Source organism: Salmonella sp. SSDFZ69, assembly GCF_004010755.1.
Taxonomy (GTDB): domain Bacteria; phylum Pseudomonadota; class Gammaproteobacteria; order Enterobacterales; family Enterobacteriaceae; genus Salmonella; species Salmonella enterica.
Genome location: NZ_CP034831.1, coordinates 511645 through 528018 on the forward strand (window position 1 = coordinate 511645; position 16374 = coordinate 528018).

Annotated in this window: 18 protein-coding genes; 14 read left to right on the forward strand and 4 right to left on the reverse strand. The window is 53.3% G+C overall.

What is annotated here, in order from left to right; translation table 11 throughout:
* Positions 1-139: 139 nt before the first annotated feature.
* The 4 genes from aaeX (at position 140) to EOS98_RS02470 (ending at position 3700) form a co-directional block, all read left to right on the forward strand.
* On the forward strand, positions 140-343 hold the full coding sequence (gene aaeX, locus EOS98_RS02455; RefSeq protein WP_000051840.1) for a p-hydroxybenzoic acid efflux pump operon protein AaeX: 204 nt from the start codon (positions 140-142) through the stop codon (positions 341-343).
* 7 nt (positions 344-350) lie between these two features.
* On the forward strand, positions 351-1283 hold the full coding sequence (gene aaeA, locus EOS98_RS02460; protein ID WP_000855138.1) for a p-hydroxybenzoic acid efflux pump subunit AaeA: 933 nt from the start codon (positions 351-353) through the stop codon (positions 1281-1283).
* A gap of 5 nt (positions 1284-1288) precedes the next feature.
* Positions 1289-3256, forward strand: coding sequence for a p-hydroxybenzoic acid efflux pump subunit AaeB (aaeB, locus tag EOS98_RS02465; protein ID WP_127821137.1), 1968 nt, complete (start codon positions 1289-1291; stop codon positions 3254-3256).
* A gap of 171 nt (positions 3257-3427) precedes the next feature.
* Positions 3428-3700 carry a hypothetical protein gene (locus tag EOS98_RS02470; protein ID WP_001103887.1) on the forward strand — a complete coding sequence of 91 codons (273 nt, stop codon included), beginning with the start codon at positions 3428-3430 and terminating at the stop codon, positions 3698-3700.
* 59 nt (positions 3701-3759) lie between these two features.
* Here the strand turns inward: EOS98_RS02470 and yhcN-B are convergent, their stop codons facing one another.
* The 3 genes from yhcN-B to argR form a co-directional block, all read right to left on the reverse strand.
* Positions 3760-4026 (reverse strand): DUF1471 family stress response protein YhcN-B, encoded by a 267-nt coding sequence (yhcN-B, locus tag EOS98_RS02475; protein ID WP_000853277.1) that lies wholly within the window; start codon positions 4024-4026, stop codon positions 3760-3762.
* Positions 4027-4129: 103 nt separating this feature from the next.
* Positions 4130-4393 (reverse strand): peroxide/acid stress response protein YhcN, encoded by a 264-nt coding sequence (gene yhcN, locus EOS98_RS02480; protein ID WP_000695693.1) that lies wholly within the window; start codon positions 4391-4393, stop codon positions 4130-4132.
* 364 nt (positions 4394-4757) lie between these two features.
* On the reverse strand, positions 4758-5228 hold the full coding sequence (gene argR / locus EOS98_RS02485; protein WP_001257852.1) for a transcriptional regulator ArgR: 471 nt from the start codon (positions 5226-5228) through the stop codon (positions 4758-4760).
* Positions 5229-5642: 414 nt separating this feature from the next.
* Between argR and mdh the strand changes: the two genes are divergently transcribed.
* From mdh to EOS98_RS02535, 10 genes are all read left to right on the forward strand, one after another.
* Entirely contained in the window at positions 5643-6581 is a 939-nt protein-coding gene (gene mdh / locus EOS98_RS02490; RefSeq protein WP_079942526.1) for a malate dehydrogenase, read from the forward strand.
* A 119-nt stretch (positions 6582-6700) separates the two neighbouring features.
* Positions 6701-7330, forward strand: coding sequence for a GntR family transcriptional regulator (locus EOS98_RS02495; RefSeq protein ID WP_000723776.1), 630 nt, complete (start codon positions 6701-6703; stop codon positions 7328-7330).
* Positions 7317-7982 carry a GntR family transcriptional regulator gene (locus EOS98_RS02500; protein ID WP_001171581.1) on the forward strand — a complete coding sequence of 222 codons (666 nt, stop codon included), beginning with the start codon at positions 7317-7319 and terminating at the stop codon, positions 7980-7982. The genes EOS98_RS02495 and EOS98_RS02500 overlap by 14 nt, the downstream gene beginning before the upstream one ends.
* Before the next feature lie 210 nt (positions 7983-8192).
* Positions 8193-9461: an SLC13 family permease gene (locus EOS98_RS02505; protein ID WP_000433390.1), complete on the forward strand. Its 1269-nt coding sequence runs from the start codon at positions 8193-8195 to the stop codon at positions 9459-9461.
* Positions 9462-9493: 32 nt separating this feature from the next.
* Positions 9494-10393 carry a L(+)-tartrate dehydratase subunit alpha gene (gene ttdA, locus EOS98_RS02510; protein WP_021000824.1) on the forward strand — a complete coding sequence of 300 codons (900 nt, stop codon included), beginning with the start codon at positions 9494-9496 and terminating at the stop codon, positions 10391-10393.
* On the forward strand, positions 10393-11010 hold the full coding sequence (gene ttdB / locus EOS98_RS02515; RefSeq protein ID WP_000162405.1) for a L(+)-tartrate dehydratase subunit beta: 618 nt from the start codon (positions 10393-10395) through the stop codon (positions 11008-11010). Before ttdA ends, ttdB begins: the two co-directional genes overlap by 1 nt.
* Positions 11011-11166: 156 nt before the next feature.
* The gene (locus EOS98_RS02520) at positions 11167-11415 is read left to right on the forward strand and encodes an oxaloacetate decarboxylase subunit gamma (RefSeq protein WP_023181655.1); all 249 of its coding nucleotides are present in this window, start codon (positions 11167-11169) and stop codon (positions 11413-11415) included.
* Positions 11416-11430: 15 nt separating this feature from the next.
* Positions 11431-13203 carry a sodium-extruding oxaloacetate decarboxylase subunit alpha gene (gene oadA / locus EOS98_RS02525; RefSeq protein ID WP_126523804.1) on the forward strand — a complete coding sequence of 591 codons (1773 nt, stop codon included), beginning with the start codon at positions 11431-11433 and terminating at the stop codon, positions 13201-13203.
* A gap of 12 nt (positions 13204-13215) precedes the next feature.
* Complete coding sequence (locus EOS98_RS02530; RefSeq protein WP_126523805.1) at positions 13216-14517, forward strand: oxalacetate decarboxylase subunit beta; 1302 nt, start codon at positions 13216-13218, stop codon at positions 14515-14517.
* 19 nt (positions 14518-14536) lie between these two features.
* Positions 14537-15268, forward strand: coding sequence for a triphosphoribosyl-dephospho-CoA synthase (locus tag EOS98_RS02535; RefSeq protein WP_164550763.1), 732 nt, complete (start codon positions 14537-14539; stop codon positions 15266-15268).
* Positions 15269-15301: 33 nt separating this feature from the next.
* On the opposite strand, the gene degS is transcribed toward EOS98_RS02535, so the two are convergent.
* On the reverse strand, positions 15302-16372 hold the full coding sequence (gene degS, locus EOS98_RS02540; RefSeq protein WP_000497707.1) for an outer membrane-stress sensor serine endopeptidase DegS: 1071 nt from the start codon (positions 16370-16372) through the stop codon (positions 15302-15304).
* Positions 16373-16374: the final 2 nt, after the last annotated feature.

Below are 16374 nucleotides of genomic sequence, written 5' to 3' on the forward strand. Positions count from 1 at the left end.
ATAACAGCATAACAATTACGTTAATATACTATTATTCGAATAAGAGCTATGTCGCTCTCGCCTGGCGTCTCTTGCCCTTCTCTGCGGCGATGTAGCTTAACAATCTATCGCCTGCTCTCTCTCAGAAATCAAGGTCAACATGAGTCTGTTTCCCGTTATCGTGGTGTTTGGTCTTTCCTTCCCACCGATATTTTTCGAATTGCTTTTGTCACTGGCTATTTTTTGGCTGGTGCGTCGGATGCTTGTGCCGACGGGTATCTATGATTTTGTCTGGCATCCGGCTTTGTTCAATACCGCGCTGTATTGTTGTCTGTTTTATTTAATATCGCGCCTGTTCGTTTGAGGTTGAAGTGAAAACACTAACAAGAAAACTCTCCCGTACGGCCATTACCCTCGTACTGGTTATTCTGGCCTTTATCGCCATTTTCCGCGCCTGGGTGTATTACACCGAATCTCCCTGGACGCGCGATGCCCGTTTTAGCGCCGATGTCGTCGCTATTGCCCCGGATGTCGCGGGCCTGATTACCCATGTAAACGTGCATGATAACCAACTGGTGAAAAAGGATCAGGTCCTGTTTACCATCGATCAGCCACGCTATCAAAAAGCGCTGGCGGAAGCGGAAGCTGATGTAGCCTATTATCAGGTCCTGGCGCAGGAAAAACGCCAGGAAGCCAGTCGCCGTAATCGCCTCGGCGTACAGGCGATGTCCCGGGAAGAGATCGATCAGGCGAACAATGTCTTGCAGACTGTACTGCATCAACTGGCTAAAGCCCAGGCGACGCGCGATCTGGCTAAACTCGATCTGGAGCGCACCGTCATTCGCGCGCCTGCCGACGGCTGGGTGACTAACCTCAATGTTTATGCCGGTGAATTTATTACCCGCGGTTCCACGGCCGTCGCCCTGGTGAAAAAGAACTCTTTTTACGTGCAAGCCTATATGGAAGAGACCAAGCTGGAAGGCGTGCGTCCGGGATATCGTGCCGAAATCACGCCGCTTGGCAGCAACCGGGTATTAAAAGGTACTGTCGATAGCGTGGCGGCAGGGGTAACGAATGCCAGCAGTACCAGCGATGCGAAAGGGATGGCGACGATAGACTCTAACCTCGAATGGGTGCGTCTGGCCCAGCGTGTCCCGGTGCGTATCCGGCTCGACGAGCAGCAGGGGAATTTGTGGCCTGCCGGTACGACGGCAACCGTCGTGATCACCGGTAAGCAGGATCGTGACGCAAGCCAGGACTCCTTCTTCCGTAAACTGGCGCACCGGCTGCGCGAATTCGGTTAATCGTCATGGGCATTTTCTCCATTGCCAACCAGCACATTCGTTTTGCGGTAAAGCTGGCGTGCGCCATTGTGCTGGCATTATTTATCGGCTTCCATTTTCAACTGGAGACGCCGCGTTGGGCGGTGCTGACCGCCGCGATCGTGGCGGCAGGCCCGGCATTTGCCGCCGGCGGGGAACCCTATTCCGGCGCTATCCGTTATCGCGGAATGTTGCGTATTATCGGGACGTTTATTGGCTGTATCGCCGCGCTTATCATTATTATCTCTATGATCCGCGCGCCGCTATTGATGATTTTGGTGTGCTGTGTCTGGGCCGGTTTTTGTACCTGGATCTCCTCTTTAGTACGGATCGAAAACTCTTATGCGTGGGGACTGTCAGGTTATACTGCGCTGATCATTGTGATTACCATTCAGACGGAGCCGCTGCTCACGCCGCAATTTGCGCTTGAACGCTGTAGCGAAATCGTCATCGGCATTGGCTGCGCTATTTTAGCGGATCTGCTTTTCTCGCCGCGATCGATAAAGCAGGAGGTTGATCGCGAACTGGACAGTTTACTGGTAGCGCAATATCAGCTAATGCAACTTTGTATTAAGCATGGCGACAGCGAAGAAGTCGACAACGCCTGGGGCGATCTGGTGCGACGCACGGCGGCGCTGGAGGGGATGCGAAGTAATCTGAATATGGAATCTTCGCGCTGGGTACGCGCTAACCGCCGCCTGAAAGCGTTGAATACGCTTTCGCTCACGCTGATTACGCAATCCTGTGAAACTTATCTTATTCAAAACACGCGGCCGGAACTGATTACCGATACATTCCGGGAACTGTTCGAGACGCCGGTTGAAACGGTACAGGACGTCCACAGACAGTTAAAACGGATGCGGCGTGTCATTGTCTGGACCGGCGAGCGCGAAACGCCCGTCACGCTTTATAGCTGGGTAGGCGCTGCGACGCGCTATCTATTGCTTAAACGCGGCGTGATCAGTAACACCAAAATCAGCGCGACGGAAGAAGAGATCCTGCAAGGCGAGCCCGTAGTTAAAGTGGAATCCGCTGAACGCCACCATGCGATGGTGAACTTCTGGCGCACCACGCTTTCCTGCATTCTGGGGACATTATTCTGGCTATGGACCGGCTGGACATCGGGTAATGGCGCGATGGTGATGATTGCCGTGGTGACCTCGCTGGCGATGCGTTTACCCAATCCGCGCATGGTCTGCATTGATTTTATTTATGGCACTCTGGCGGCGTTGCCGCTGGGATTGCTCTATTTCCTGGTGATTATTCCCAATACGCAGCAAAGTATGCTGTTGTTATGTTTGAGCCTGGCGGTATTGGGGTTCTTTATCGGCATTGAGGTCCAGAAACGGCGTCTGGGGTCAATGGGGGCGCTGGCCAGTACGATTAACATTATTGTGTTGGATAATCCGATGACGTTCCATTTCAGCCAGTTCCTCGATAGCGCGTTGGGGCAAATAGTCGGCTGTATGCTGGCGTTTATCGTCATCCTGCTGGTGCGTGATAAATCCAAAGATCGAACCGGTCGCGTGCTGCTTAATCAGTTTGTTTCCGCTGCGGTCTCGGCAATGACGACTAACGTGGTACGTCGTAAAGAAAACCGTCTGCCTGCGTTATATCAGCAACTCTTTTTGCTGATGAATAAATTCCCAGGCGATTTGCCGAAGTTTCGCCTGGCGCTAACGATGATCATTGCTCATCAACGTCTGCGCGACGCGCCGATACCGGTTAATGAAGACCTGTCAGTGTTCCACCGCCAGCTTCGTCGTACCGCAGACCATGTTATTTCCGCCGGAAGCGATGATAAACGGCGACGCTACTTTGGTCAGTTGCTGGATGAGCTGGATATCTATCAGGAGAAATTACGTATCTGGGAGGCGCCGCCGCAGGTGACGGAACCGGTTAAATGCCTGACGGGCATGTTACATAAATACCAGAACGCGCTTACCGATAGCTAACCCACAAGAACCGATGCCAAAAGCGTCGGTTTTTTTATGACTATACTTATTTGAGATACAAAAACAGCGCAAGAGTGCTCCGGGGCTAAAAGCGTTTCTGGAAGTGAAACCTCTGCATAATGATGCTTAGTAGTAAAACAGACAATTGTCTGTCGGGGATGGTGGCTGGCTATGAATGTCTATACTTTTGATTTTAATGATATTAAAAACCAAAGCGATTTTTATCGCGAGTTTACGCAGACGTTTGGTCTTGCCAGTGAGAAAGTAAGCGATCTTGATACATTATGGGATGCGGTAATGAGCGATATCTTACCCCTACCGCTAGAGATTGAGTTCGTTCACCTGCCTGATAAACTGCGCAGGCGCTACGGGGCGCTGATTTTACTCTTTGATGAAGCGGAAGAAGAGCTGGAGGGGCGGCTACGGTTTAATGTCCGGCATTGAAAAAGCATAAAAAAGCCCCCGGCAGGCGGGGGCAAGTCGTCGGGTTAGACGACGAGGGTTTACTTATACAACTCGGCGGTGGCGTGCCAGTTATCACCTTCTTTTAATTCGATGATGCGATAGCTATTAGCGCCTGCTTTTTCAGCTTTAGCGACGATCTCCTGGCGCATATCCATTGGCGTACTGCCAATCTGCGAGACGGAAATGGTGCCCATCGGTTGCAGATTCTGCGCCTGTTCCGCGTTGACCTGATGTACTGCGGCATTTGCGCCGAAAGAGAGCAGAGTGGCCAGGCCGAGTGATGCGATAATGTATTTCGTTTTCATGGTCTTTTATTCCTTTATAGGGTCAACCTCGCGGATTAATGGGCTTTTCTTATGCGATATCTCCGCGAAGCAATGACACGTTATATGCGATGGCAGGTGAATTTTATTTGTACAGTTCGGCAGTGGCGTGCCAGTTGCTGCCGCTACGCGCTTCGGTAATGTGGTAGGCCGTAGCGCCTTGTTCATCCGCTTTTTTGCTCAGCATGGCATTCATATCCATAGGCGATGAGCCGATAGCGCTGACTGAAACCGATCCGATTGCTTCACGATTTTGCGCTTGCTCTGCGCTGATAGGTTCTGCGGCGAAAGCGCCAAAAGAGAGAACGGACAGAATACTTAATGTTGCAACAGTGGTTTTGATTTTCATGATTTTTACCTCGTCGAATTCCTTTACTGGGGTCTTTGTTTCGTGACCCTCATCACAAAATTAAGTATACACTAATCACGCAACTAATTAATACCACGCTAATTGTTTCTGCTTTTTAAAGACATTAAAAATTTTATTTTTTATAACGTTATGGAATTAAAATTGCTGTTTTTCGCCGCTGTCATTTAAAAAATAAAAGAAAATCAATCGGTTAAAAAATTTGACATTTTGTGCGTTTTTTTGATTTGTCATTCATGTGGTGAATGTTTAAGGGCATGATTTGCCAAATGATAGCCGTACAGGAAAGCGGCGAGGGGAGAGGACAAAAAGGTGCCTCCGCCGTACGACGACGGAGGAAGTGGGACTAAAGCTCTTGTTCAAAAAGTTCCAGAATGGCTTCGTACAGATCTCTTACGGAAAAGCCGCTGGCAGGCGTAGTGAAGATAGTATCGTCGCCGGCAATCGTGCCGAGAATACCTTCTGCTTTCCCCAGTGAATCCAGCAGGCGCGCGATGAGTTGTGCCGCGCCGGGGCTGGTATGAATCACCACGACAGCGTCGTTATAGTCGATATCCAGCACCAGATTTTTCAACGGACTGGATGTTGTTGGGACGCCCAGTTCAGCCGGAAGACAGTACACCATTTCCATTTTTGCGTTACGTGTACGCACTGCGCCGAACTTAGTCAACATGCGCGAGACCTTGGACTGATTGATATTTTCAAAGCCCTGATCCTGCAACGCGAGGACGATTTCGCCCTGTGAGCTGAATTTTTCTTCTTTGAGGAGCGCTTTAAACGCTCTTACTAGTTCTTCTTGTTTAGCCGAGCTTCGCATAAGTCACCCGTAATATGGCGGTAGAAACAACATTATTGTGCATACAGATGAATTTTTATGCAAACAGTCTGCCTTGTTTAAGGCTGAAATAATGTTATGAAAGAGCGGAATTTTATCAAATTTCGTTATCAAGAAACATGCCTGTGTCACGCCTCGCAAATAAGATTAAAAGTAAATTAATTGTTATCAAAATGATGTTGTTTTGAGAGGATAGTAGGGTATATTGTCACCACCTGTAGGAACGTTGCTCTCTGGTTGCAGTCGATCCGGATTACGCAAATTAAATGCATAAAAGCCAAAATTGCGCGACTCCGCATTCTTGATGAGTGAGGATTGTAATCATTGAATTTGTGAATTAAGGTCGCCGCCGCGGAGCAATAGACACTTAGCTAATCATATAATAAGGAGTTTAGGATGAAAGTCGCAGTCCTCGGCGCTGCTGGTGGTATCGGTCAGGCGCTGGCATTACTTTTAAAAAACCAACTGCCTTCAGGTTCAGAACTCTCCCTGTACGACATCGCTCCAGTGACTCCCGGTGTGGCCGTTGATTTGAGCCACATCCCCACCGCTGTAAAAATCAAAGGTTTCTCCGGTGAAGACGCAACCCCGGCGCTTGAAGGCGCTGACGTAGTACTGATTTCTGCGGGTGTGGCGCGTAAGCCGGGTATGGACCGTTCCGACCTGTTTAACGTTAACGCTGGCATCGTGAAAAACCTGGTGCAGCAGATCGCTAAAACCTGCCCGAAAGCGTGCGTGGGCATTATCACCAACCCGGTGAACACCACCGTTGCGATTGCGGCGGAAGTGCTGAAAAAAGCAGGCGTATACGACAAAAACAAACTGTTTGGCGTCACCACGCTGGATATCATCCGCTCTAATACCTTTGTTGCAGAGCTGAAAGGTAAGCTGCCAACGGAAGTTGAAGTTCCGGTGATTGGCGGACACTCCGGCGTGACGATTCTGCCGCTGCTGTCGCAGATTCCAGGCGTAAGTTTTACCGAACAAGAAGCGGCCGAGCTGACTAAACGTATTCAGAACGCCGGTACTGAAGTCGTCGAGGCGAAAGCCGGCGGCGGATCGGCAACCCTCTCTATGGGTCAGGCTGCCGCACGTTTCGGTCTTTCTCTGGTTCGCGCTCTGCAGGGCGAAAAAGGCGTGGTGGAATGCGCCTATGTGGAAGGCGACGGTCAGTATGCCCGTTTCTTCTCTCAGCCGCTGCTGCTGGGTAAAAACGGTGTAGAAGAGCGTAAATCCATCGGCACACTGAGCGCTTTCGAGCAAAATTCGCTGGACGCTATGCTGGATACGCTGAAAAAAGATATTCAGTTGGGTGAAGATTTTATTAATAAATAAGCTGTTCCTGCCCGATGCCGGGGCTTTTGCTCCGGCTTCTTTGACTGTAAACAAGCCACGAAATCAAGTACTAAATCTGCTAAACTCCTCACGTCTTATCGGTTATTAACGAGAACGTCGTGAAAAAGATCCAAAGAACGCAAACCCGCGATCACATTACGCAAATGCTTCGCTATGAAATTCTTTCCGGCAATATAAAAGCGGGAGAAGAACTCGCGCAGGAAAGTATTGCGGAGCAGCTCGGTCTTTCACGAATGCCGGTTCGAGAAGCGCTACAGTCACTCGAACAGGAAGGTTTTTTAATCCGACTGCCCAACAGGCACATGCAGGTCGCGCATCTTGAGGCCGATCGCGTGAGTCATATTTTTCGCGTAATTGCCGCGATGGCCGCCGAAATGTTTTCGCTGATACCCAGCGAAGTAGGCGATGCCCTCCTGATACGTGCGCAAGCGCTGGCTGTCGCAGAAGATAAATCCTGCGAACTGGAGTGTCATGCGATGCTGATTTCTTATGTGAATAACCGCTATCTGGAAAAGGTGTATCAGCAGTTCCTGGACGGTTATGTCTCTTATGTTATTTTGCATCTGAAAAAAGATAATCAGGAGTCGGCGCAGCTTTTCGCTGAACTGGCTGACGTCATACGCCAGGGGCGGCGTGATGAGATTGGGCAAGTTATGCAGCGTTATTTCCTCTCTTTAGCAGAAATAATGCGTCAACATATGAAGGATTGGGAAAGTGCAGAAGCCTAAGTTAGGGAAGATTAAGCTTCTTTCAGCGAAAGAACAGGTCGCGGCAGTGCTGCGTAAAGCGATTCTTTCGAGGGAGTTAGTGGAAGGGCAGGAGATTACGTTAGAAGGCATTGCCGGAATGGTCGGCGTGTCCAGTATGCCAGTGCGCGAGGCGTTTCAGATTCTGGCGGCGGATGGGCTGATAAAAGTGCGCCCTAATAAAGGGGCGGTGGTGTTGGGCATCAATGAACAAACGATCCGTGAACACTATGAAATTCGCGCGCTGTTAGAAAGTGAGGCGGTGGCTAAAGCTTCTCGTCCTGGCACCGATATCTCGCGGATAGCCCAGGTGCATTATGCCGCTGAAAAGGCTCTCGCGGAAAATAACTCGGCGGAATACTCCGACCTGAATCAGGCATTTCATATGGAAATATGGAATGTTGCTGGCAACGAAAAAATGAAAATGTTGCTCTGTAATATGTGGAACGGCCTGTCGATGGGCCATAAGGTCACCGAAGAAGAGTATGCCGTGATTTCCATTCAGGAACATAAAAGTATTCTGCAAGCTCTTGAACTTCATGATGAAACATTGGCACGCCAGCGCATGCGCGAACACATTATTCGCTCAATGGAGAATATGCTGACCCGCTATGTTGGTGACCCTTCTGCCTGATCTTTTCGCCTGCGTGAGCATCGCAGGCGCTTCAACCAATTCTTCAATTCTATTAATCACGTCCAGTAACGATCTAACCACGATCTTGATGTAGATCCCACTCCTGCATCTTTCCTGAGAAACGATTTGACTTAGTTTTTGTATGGGAATAATTTCTCCCTGTCAACATTGGATACAATATCATATATCATTGATTGGATAATTATAAATATGGAACCCATTACCCTTACCTTATGTTTATTGGTGTTCGCTATCGTCATGTTTGTATGGGAAAAAGTGCCACTGGCCGTCACTTCCATGATTGTCTGCGTGGCCTTAGTGATCACCGGAGTTCTGAATATCAAACAGGCCTTTGCTGGCTTTATCGACACTAACGTCATCCTCTTTGTCGCGATGTTCATCGTGGGCGGCGCGTTGTTCGAGACCGGTATGGCAAACAAAGTGGGCGGCGTCATCACGCGCTTCGCGAAAACAGAAAAACAGCTGATCTTCACCATTATGGTGGTGGTGGGTTTGATGTCTGGCGTCCTCTCTAACACCGGTACCGCTGCGGTTTTGATTCCGGTGGTGATCGGCGTGGCGGCAAAATCGGGCTTCTCGCGTTCTCGTCTACTGATGCCGCTGGTTTTCGCCGCTGCGTTGGGCGGTAACCTGTCGTTAATTGGCGCGCCGGGAAATCTTATCGCGCAGTCTGCGCTACAGAATATTGGCGGCGGCTTTGGCTTTTTTGAATACGCAAAAATCGGTCTCCCGATGCTCATCTGCGGCATTCTCTACTTCCTGACTATTGGCTATCGCTTTCTGCCGAATAATGCGACCGGCGGTGAGGTGGGGAGCGTCGGGGAGCAACGTGACTACAGCCATGTTCCACAGTGGAAACAACGGCTCTCACTCGTGGTGTTGATCGCAACGATCCTCGGCATGATCTTTGAGAAGAAGATCGGTGTCAGCCTGGCCGTGACCGGTTGTATTGGCGCTCTTGTGCTGGTAGTAAGCGGCGTACTCACGGAAAAACAGGCCTATAAAGCCATTGATTCACAGACTATTTTTATCTTTGGCGGCACACTGGCGCTGGCAAAAGCGCTGGAAATGACCGGGGCAGGCAAGCTGGTTGCGGACTATGTAATCGGCATGCTGGGGCAAAACTCCTCACCGTTCATGTTGCTGATCGCCGTTTTCGCCTTATCCGTTGTGATGACCAACTTTATGTCTAATACCGCCACGACCGCGCTGCTGGTGCCGGTAAGTCTGTCGATTGCCGCAGGCATGGGGGCCGACCCGCGTGCGGTTCTGATGGCGACGGTCATTGGCGGTTCCTGCGCCTACGCAACCCCTATCGGTATGCCTGCCAACATGATGGTGCTCTCCGCGGGTGGCTATAAATTTGTCGACTACGCTAAGGCCGGTATCCCCCTGATTATCGTTTCAACCATTGTCAGCTTGATCCTGCTGCCAATCCTTTTCCCTTTTCATCCGTAATTAACGGAAGCTGTTCTGACTAAGGAGCATTTATGAGTAAAAGTGAACAGATATCCCATATGACCGACGTTATGGCCAAGTTTGTGGGATATACCGGCAAAGTTTTGCCTGATGATGTCACTGCAAAACTGGAAGATTTGCATAAGAAAGAGACCAGTAAACTGGCCGACGTCATCTTTACTACCATGGTTGAGAACCAGCGTCTGGCGAAAGAGCTGGATCGACCTTCCTGCCAGGACACCGGTGTCATTCAGTTTCTGGTGGAGTGCGGGACGAACTTTCCGCTGATTGGCGAGCTGGAAGCGTTGTTGCGTGAGGCGGTGATCAAAGCAACTGTAGATTCTCCGCTGCGCCACAACAGCGTAGAAACTTTTGATGAATACAACACCGGTAAAAACGTGGGTAAAGGTACGCCGACGGTCTTCTGGGAGATCGTTCCCAATTCCGACCAGTGCAGCATTTATACCTATATGGCAGGCGGTGGTTGTTCTCTGCCGGGGAAAGCGATGGTGCTGATGCCGGGTGCAGGCTATGAAGGTGTGACCCGCTTTGTACTGGATGTGATGACCAGCTACGGCCTCAACGCGTGTCCGCCGCTGCTGGTTGGCGTGGGCGTAGCGACCTCTGTTGAAACGGCGGCACTGCTATCGAAAAAAGCGCTGATGCGTCCGATCGGTTCGCATAACGAGAATGAGCGTGCAGCCTCGCTGGAAAAAATGCTGGAAGACGGCATTAACAAAATTGGCCTGGGGCCGCAGGGGATGTCCGGTAATACCTCCGTTATGGGCGTGAACATTGAAAACACCGCGCGTCATCCTTCTACCATCGGCGTGGCGGTAAACGTCGGCTGCTGGTCGCACCGTAAAGGGCATATCGTTTTCGATAAAGATTTGAATTACACCATTACGTCTCACAGCGGAGTGAATTTCTGATGACTAAAAAAATCCTGACTACGCCAATTAAAGATGAAGATTTAGCGGATATTAAGGCTGGCGATATTATTTATCTCAACGGTCATATTGTTACCTGCCGTGACGTAGCCCATCGCCGTTTAATTGAAGGTGGTCGCGAACTTCCGGTAGATGTTCGCGGCGGCGCTATTTTACACGCTGGCCCCATTGTCCGCCCAATTAAAGGCGAAGACGATAAGTTTGAAATGGTCTCCGTTGGACCAACCACCAGCATGCGTATGGAGAAATTCGAAAAAGAGTTTATTGCGCAAACCGGCGTGAAATTAATTGTTGGTAAAGGCGGTATGGGTAAAGGTACCGAAGAGGGCTGTGCTGAACACAAAGCGCTGCACTGCGTATTCCCTGCCGGTTGTGCGGTTGTAGCCGCCGTGTGCGTGGAAGAAATTGAAGATGCCCAATGGCGCGATCTGGGGATGCCGGAAACGCTGTGGGTCTGTCGGGTTAAAGAGTTTGGCCCGCTGATTGTTTCTATTGATACCCATGGAAATAATCTGTTTGAACAGAACAAAATTATTTTTAATCAGCGTAAAGAGATCGTCGCTGATGAAATATGCCAGAACGTAAGTTTCATCAAATAAACCTGATTACGTAAATTGCACGATAATGGTGGTAATACGTTATGACGATAATAATAACCAAGGGCTCTGGCCGGGGGCGGCTCAGGGAAATCCACCCTTATTATTTCATCGTCATAAATAGCCCCATTATCGTGCCTCCTGCCTGAAGGCTATTTTATGACTAATGCAGCTCTGCTATTAGGTGAAGGCTTCACCCTGATGTTCCTCGGCATGGGGTTCGTGCTGGCGTTTCTGTTCCTGCTGATTTTCGCCATTCAGGGCATGTCCGCCGCCGTCAACCGCTTCTTCCCTGAACCGGTCCCGGTACCGAAGGCGGCACCTGCCGCCGCGCCCGCGGACGACTTCGCCCGCTTAAAGCCGGTGATTGCCGCCGCTATCCACCACCATCGCCGCCTTAACCCTTAATTCACGGAGGAATCCATGACCGTTGCCATTACCGACGTCGTCCTGCGCGACGCCCACCAGTCCCTGTTCGCCACCCGCCTGCGCCTTGACGATATGCTGCCGATTGCCGCCGCGCTCGATGACGTGGGCTACGGCTCCCTCGAATGCTGGGGCGGCGCCACCTTTGACGCCTGCATCCGCTTCCTCGGCGAAGACCCGTGGGTCCGCCTGCGCGAGCTGAAAAAGGCCATGCCGAAGACCCCCCTGCAGATGCTGCTGCGCGGCCAGAACCTGCTCGGCTACCGCCACTACGCCGATGATGTGGTGGAGCGCTTCGTCGAACGCGCGGTGAAAAACGGCATGGACGTCTTCCGCGTCTTCGACGCCATGAACGACCCGCGCAATATGAAAGCCGCATTACAGGCGGTGCGCAGCCACGGCGCGCACGCCCAGGGCACACTCTCCTACACCACCAGCCCGGCCCACACCCTGCAGACCTGGCTGGATTTAACGGAGCAACTGCTGGAAACCGGCGTTGACTCGATTGCCATCAAGGATATGTCCGGCATTCTTACACCGATGGCGGCGTATGAGCTGGTCAGCGAAATCAAAAAACGTTTTGAGGTGCGCCTGCACCTGCACTGTCACGCCACCACCGGGATGGCGGAGATGGCGCTGCTGAAGGCTATCGAGGCGGGTGTTGACGGCGTGGACACGGCGATTTCGTCCATGAGCGCCACCTACGGCCACCCGGCCACCGAAGCGCTGGTGGCGACGTTGGCAGGTACTGCGCACGACACCGGGCTGGATATCCTGAAGCTGGAAAATATCGCCGCGTACTTCCGCGAGGTGCGCAAAAAGTATCACGCCTTTGAAGGCCAGCTGAAGGGCTACGACAGCCGTATTCTGGTGGCCCAGGTACCGGGCGGAATGCTCACCAACCTCGAAAGCCAGCTGAAGCAGCAGAACGCGGCGGACAAACTCGACCAGGTGCTGGCGGAAATCCCCCGCGTGCGCGAGGACCTCGGCTTCATCCCGCTGGTGACCCCCACCTCGCAGATTGTCGGCACCCAGGCGGTGCTCAACGTGCTGACGGGCGAACGCTACAAGACCATTGCCAAAGAAACGGCCGGCATTCTGAAAGGCGAATACGGCCACACCCCGGTGCCGGTGAACGCCGCGTTACAGGCCCGCGTGCTGGAAGGGGGCGCCCCGGTGACCTGCCGTCCGGCGGATTTACTCAAACCGGAACTGGCTGAACTGGAAGCGGACGTCAGGCGCCAGGCGCAGGAGAAGGGCATCCAGCTTGCGGGAAACGCCATCGACGACGTGCTCACCGTGGCGCTGTTCCCGCAAATCGGCCTCAAATTCCTTGAGAACCGCCACAACCCGGCGGCGTTTGAGCCACTGCCGCAGGCGGAAGCCGCGCAGCCGGTGGCAAAAGCAGAGAAGCCTGCCGCCTCCGGTATCTACACCGTGGAAGTGGAGGGCAAAGCCTTTGTGGTCAAAGTCAGCGACGGCGGCGATATCAGCCAGCTGACGGCGGCTTCGTCTGCGCCGGTTCTGGCGGCATCCCCGGTTGCTCCGGCGGGCGCCGGCACACCGGTCACCGCGCCGCTGGCGGGCAATATCTGGAAGGTGATTGCCACCGAGGGCCAGACGGTGGCCGAAGGCGACGTGCTGCTGATTCTGGAAGCCATGAAGATGGAAACCGAAATCCGCGCCGCGCAGGCCGGGACGGTACGCGGTATCGCGGTGAAGTCCGGGGACGCCGTCTCCGTGGGCGACACCCTGATGACGCTGGCGTAACGGAGAACTGAAATGGAAAGTCTGAACGCCCTGCTTCAGGGCATGGGGCTGATGCACCTTGGCGCAGGCCAGGCCATCATGCTGCTGGTGAGCCTGCTGCTGCTGTGGCTGGCGATTGCGAAAAAGTTCGAGCCGTTACTGCTGCTGCCGATTGGCTTCGGCGGGCTGCTCTCCAACATCCCGGAAGCGGGCATGGCGCTGACCGCGCTGGAAAGCCTGCTGGCGCATCACGACGCCGGGCAGCTGGCGGTGATTGCCGCGAAGCTCAACTGCGCGCCGGACGTGCACGCCATTAAAGAGGCATTAGCGCTGGCGCTGCCGTCGATGCAGGGACAGATGGAGAACCTGGCGGTGGACATGGGCTACACGCCGGGGGTGCTGGCGCTGTTCTATAAAGTGGCGATTGGCTCCGGTGTCGCGCCGCTGGTCATCTTTATGGGCGTGGGCGCGATGACCGACTTCGGCCCGCTGCTGGCGAATCCGCGCACCCTGCTGCTGGGGGCGGCGGCGCAGTTCGGTATCTTCGCCACGGTGCTCGGGGCGCTGACGCTGAACTACTTCGGCCTGATTTCCTTCACCCTGCCGCAGGCGGCGGCCATCGGCATCATCGGCGGCGCGGACGGCCCGACGGCGATTTACCTGTCGGGCAAGCTGGCGCCGGAGCTGCTGGGAGCCATCGCGGTGGCGGCGTACTCGTATATGGCGCTGGTGCCGTTAATCCAGCCGCCGATTATGAAGGCGCTGACCACGGAGAAGGAGCGGAAAATCCGCATGGTGCAGCTGCGCACGGTGAGCAAGCGGGAGAAGATTCTGTTCCCGGTGGTGCTGTTACTACTGGTGGCCCTGCTGCTGCCGGACGCCGCGCCGCTGCTGGGGATGTTCTGCTTTGGCAACCTGATGCGCGAAAGCGGCGTGGTGGAGCGTCTGAGCGACACGGTACAGAACGGGCTGATTAATATCGTGACCATTTTCCTCGGGCTGTCGGTGGGCGCGAAGCTGGTCGCGGATAAGTTCCTGCAGCCGCAGACTCTGGGCATTCTGCTGCTGGGTGTGATTGCGTTCGGGATTGGGACGGCGGCCGGGGTGCTGATGGCGAAGCTGCTGAACCTGTGCAGTAAGAACAAAATCAACCCGCTGATTGGCTCCGCCGGCGTGTCGGCGGTGCCGATGGCGGCCCGCGTATCGAACAAGGTGGGCCTGGAGTCGGACCCGCAGAACTTCCTGCTGATGCACGCGATGGGCCCGAACGTGGCGGGGGTTATCGGTTCGGCCATTGCGGCGGGCGTGATGCTGAAGTACGTGCTGGCAATGTAATCCAATCTAATCGGGAGCAGTGATTCTGCTCCCGCAAAATGAGGACACAGTAATGAGTGAAATGGTTGCGTTTCGGCAAGGTACATCCATGCCATCCAGAGAAACCATCTTGCATTATGTTGTTGAGACGGTGAATCAGATAACTGAGCTGGAGCCAGCGCTGCATTTGCTGCCGTGGTCCGGCGTCAACTCAGCAATATATGAGCAACGTTTTGCACAGTGTTACGACGAGGGGCTTTGTGCCGCACAGACGTCGGCACCGCATGTTCTGCAGGGGATTCTGCCATCGACCGATTGGGCTCAGGGTATCGGGTTACTCTGTTTTGCCGCAGGGTATATGAGCGCAGGCGAGCGGCCATTAACACACAATCAGTTATGCGATTTCGTCAAACAGGCGGCTGTTGGTTTATCGCCGATTGAGGAGGAGGCGGCGAGCGGTTTCTCGACGGTACGTAGTATTGCATTACCCGTATTCAGGCGATTACAACGCGATGGTCACGCGTCTCGGATCCTGCTGTTACAAACGTTGCTGCATCTGGTTGCCTGGAAAAGCGCATCGCAGTATGCGCGTCAACAGGCGCAACGACTGCTCTGGATGGGCGGCATTCTGGGGGAAGGGGGCGAGTCTGGCTTATTGGCACTCGATAAGGCGCTGCGTGAAGAGGCCGTCGGGGAGAAAAGTCTCCCCGCTCTGCTGATCTTCACGAGTTTCCTGGCGCATTTTCCGGCAGGGCCAGTCTTTATTGACTAGTCGTCGAACGACGCGGGCAAAAGCCGCGTCGTTTTAGTTCGACGCCGGGTATTCCTGCACCGTCACCTGGAACGTGAGCTGCTTATCATCCCGCATTACCACGACCGGAATGACGGAGCCCGGGCGAATTTCCGCCACCTGATCCATCGTCTCCAGCGCGGACACGGCGGGTTTATTATTGACCGAAATAATCAAATCATTAACCTGAATACCGGCAAGCGCGGCGGGGCCGTTTGGCGTCACTTCATTAACGACAATGCCCTGAATCGGGTCCATGCCGCTACCCTGCTGCGCGTGCAGCGGCGCGATTTCTCGTCCGCCAATACCGATATAGCCGCGAATCACGCGACCGTCGCGGATAAGCTTATCCATAATTTTCGTGGCTAGCTGGAAGGGAATCGCAAAACCAAGGCCTTCCGGCGTTTCGCCATCGTTACTCTTATCAAAAGAGAGGGTGTTGATCCCCATCAGTTCGCCTAACGAGTTGACCAGCGCGCCGCCGGAATTACCGTGGTTAATCGAGGCGTCGGTCTGGAGAAAATTCTGTCGCCCCGTCGGGTTCAGGCCGATACGACCCGTTGCGCTGATGATTCCCTGGGTGATGGTCTGTCCCAGATTATATGGGTTGCCGATAGCCAGTACGACGTCGCCAATATGCGGTGTACGCTTTGTATTAATCGGGATGGTAGGCAGCCCGCCAGTGGCGTTGATCTTCAGCACCGCCAGGTCGGTAAGCGAATCGGAGCCAACCAGTAGCGCTTCAAAGACGCGGCCATCCTGTAGCGCGACGATAATCTGATCGGCATCGTTAATCACGTGCTTGTTGGTAATAATATAACCGCGTTGATCCATGATCACGCCGGAACCCAGCGTGCGGATCTCCAGTTGATTATGCGCGGTACTGTTCATACTGCGGTTATAGACGTTGACGACGGCAGGCGCGGCGCGGCGAACCGCAAAATTATAACTGGCTGGCGTCTCATCGGTACTGTCGAATTGCGGGACGGTGATAGGATTAATTTTGCGCAAAGAAGGCATGACGGCCAACAGAATAGCGCCGACAATTAAACCTATTGCGACCGAACGTAAGAGCTTCACAAACATGA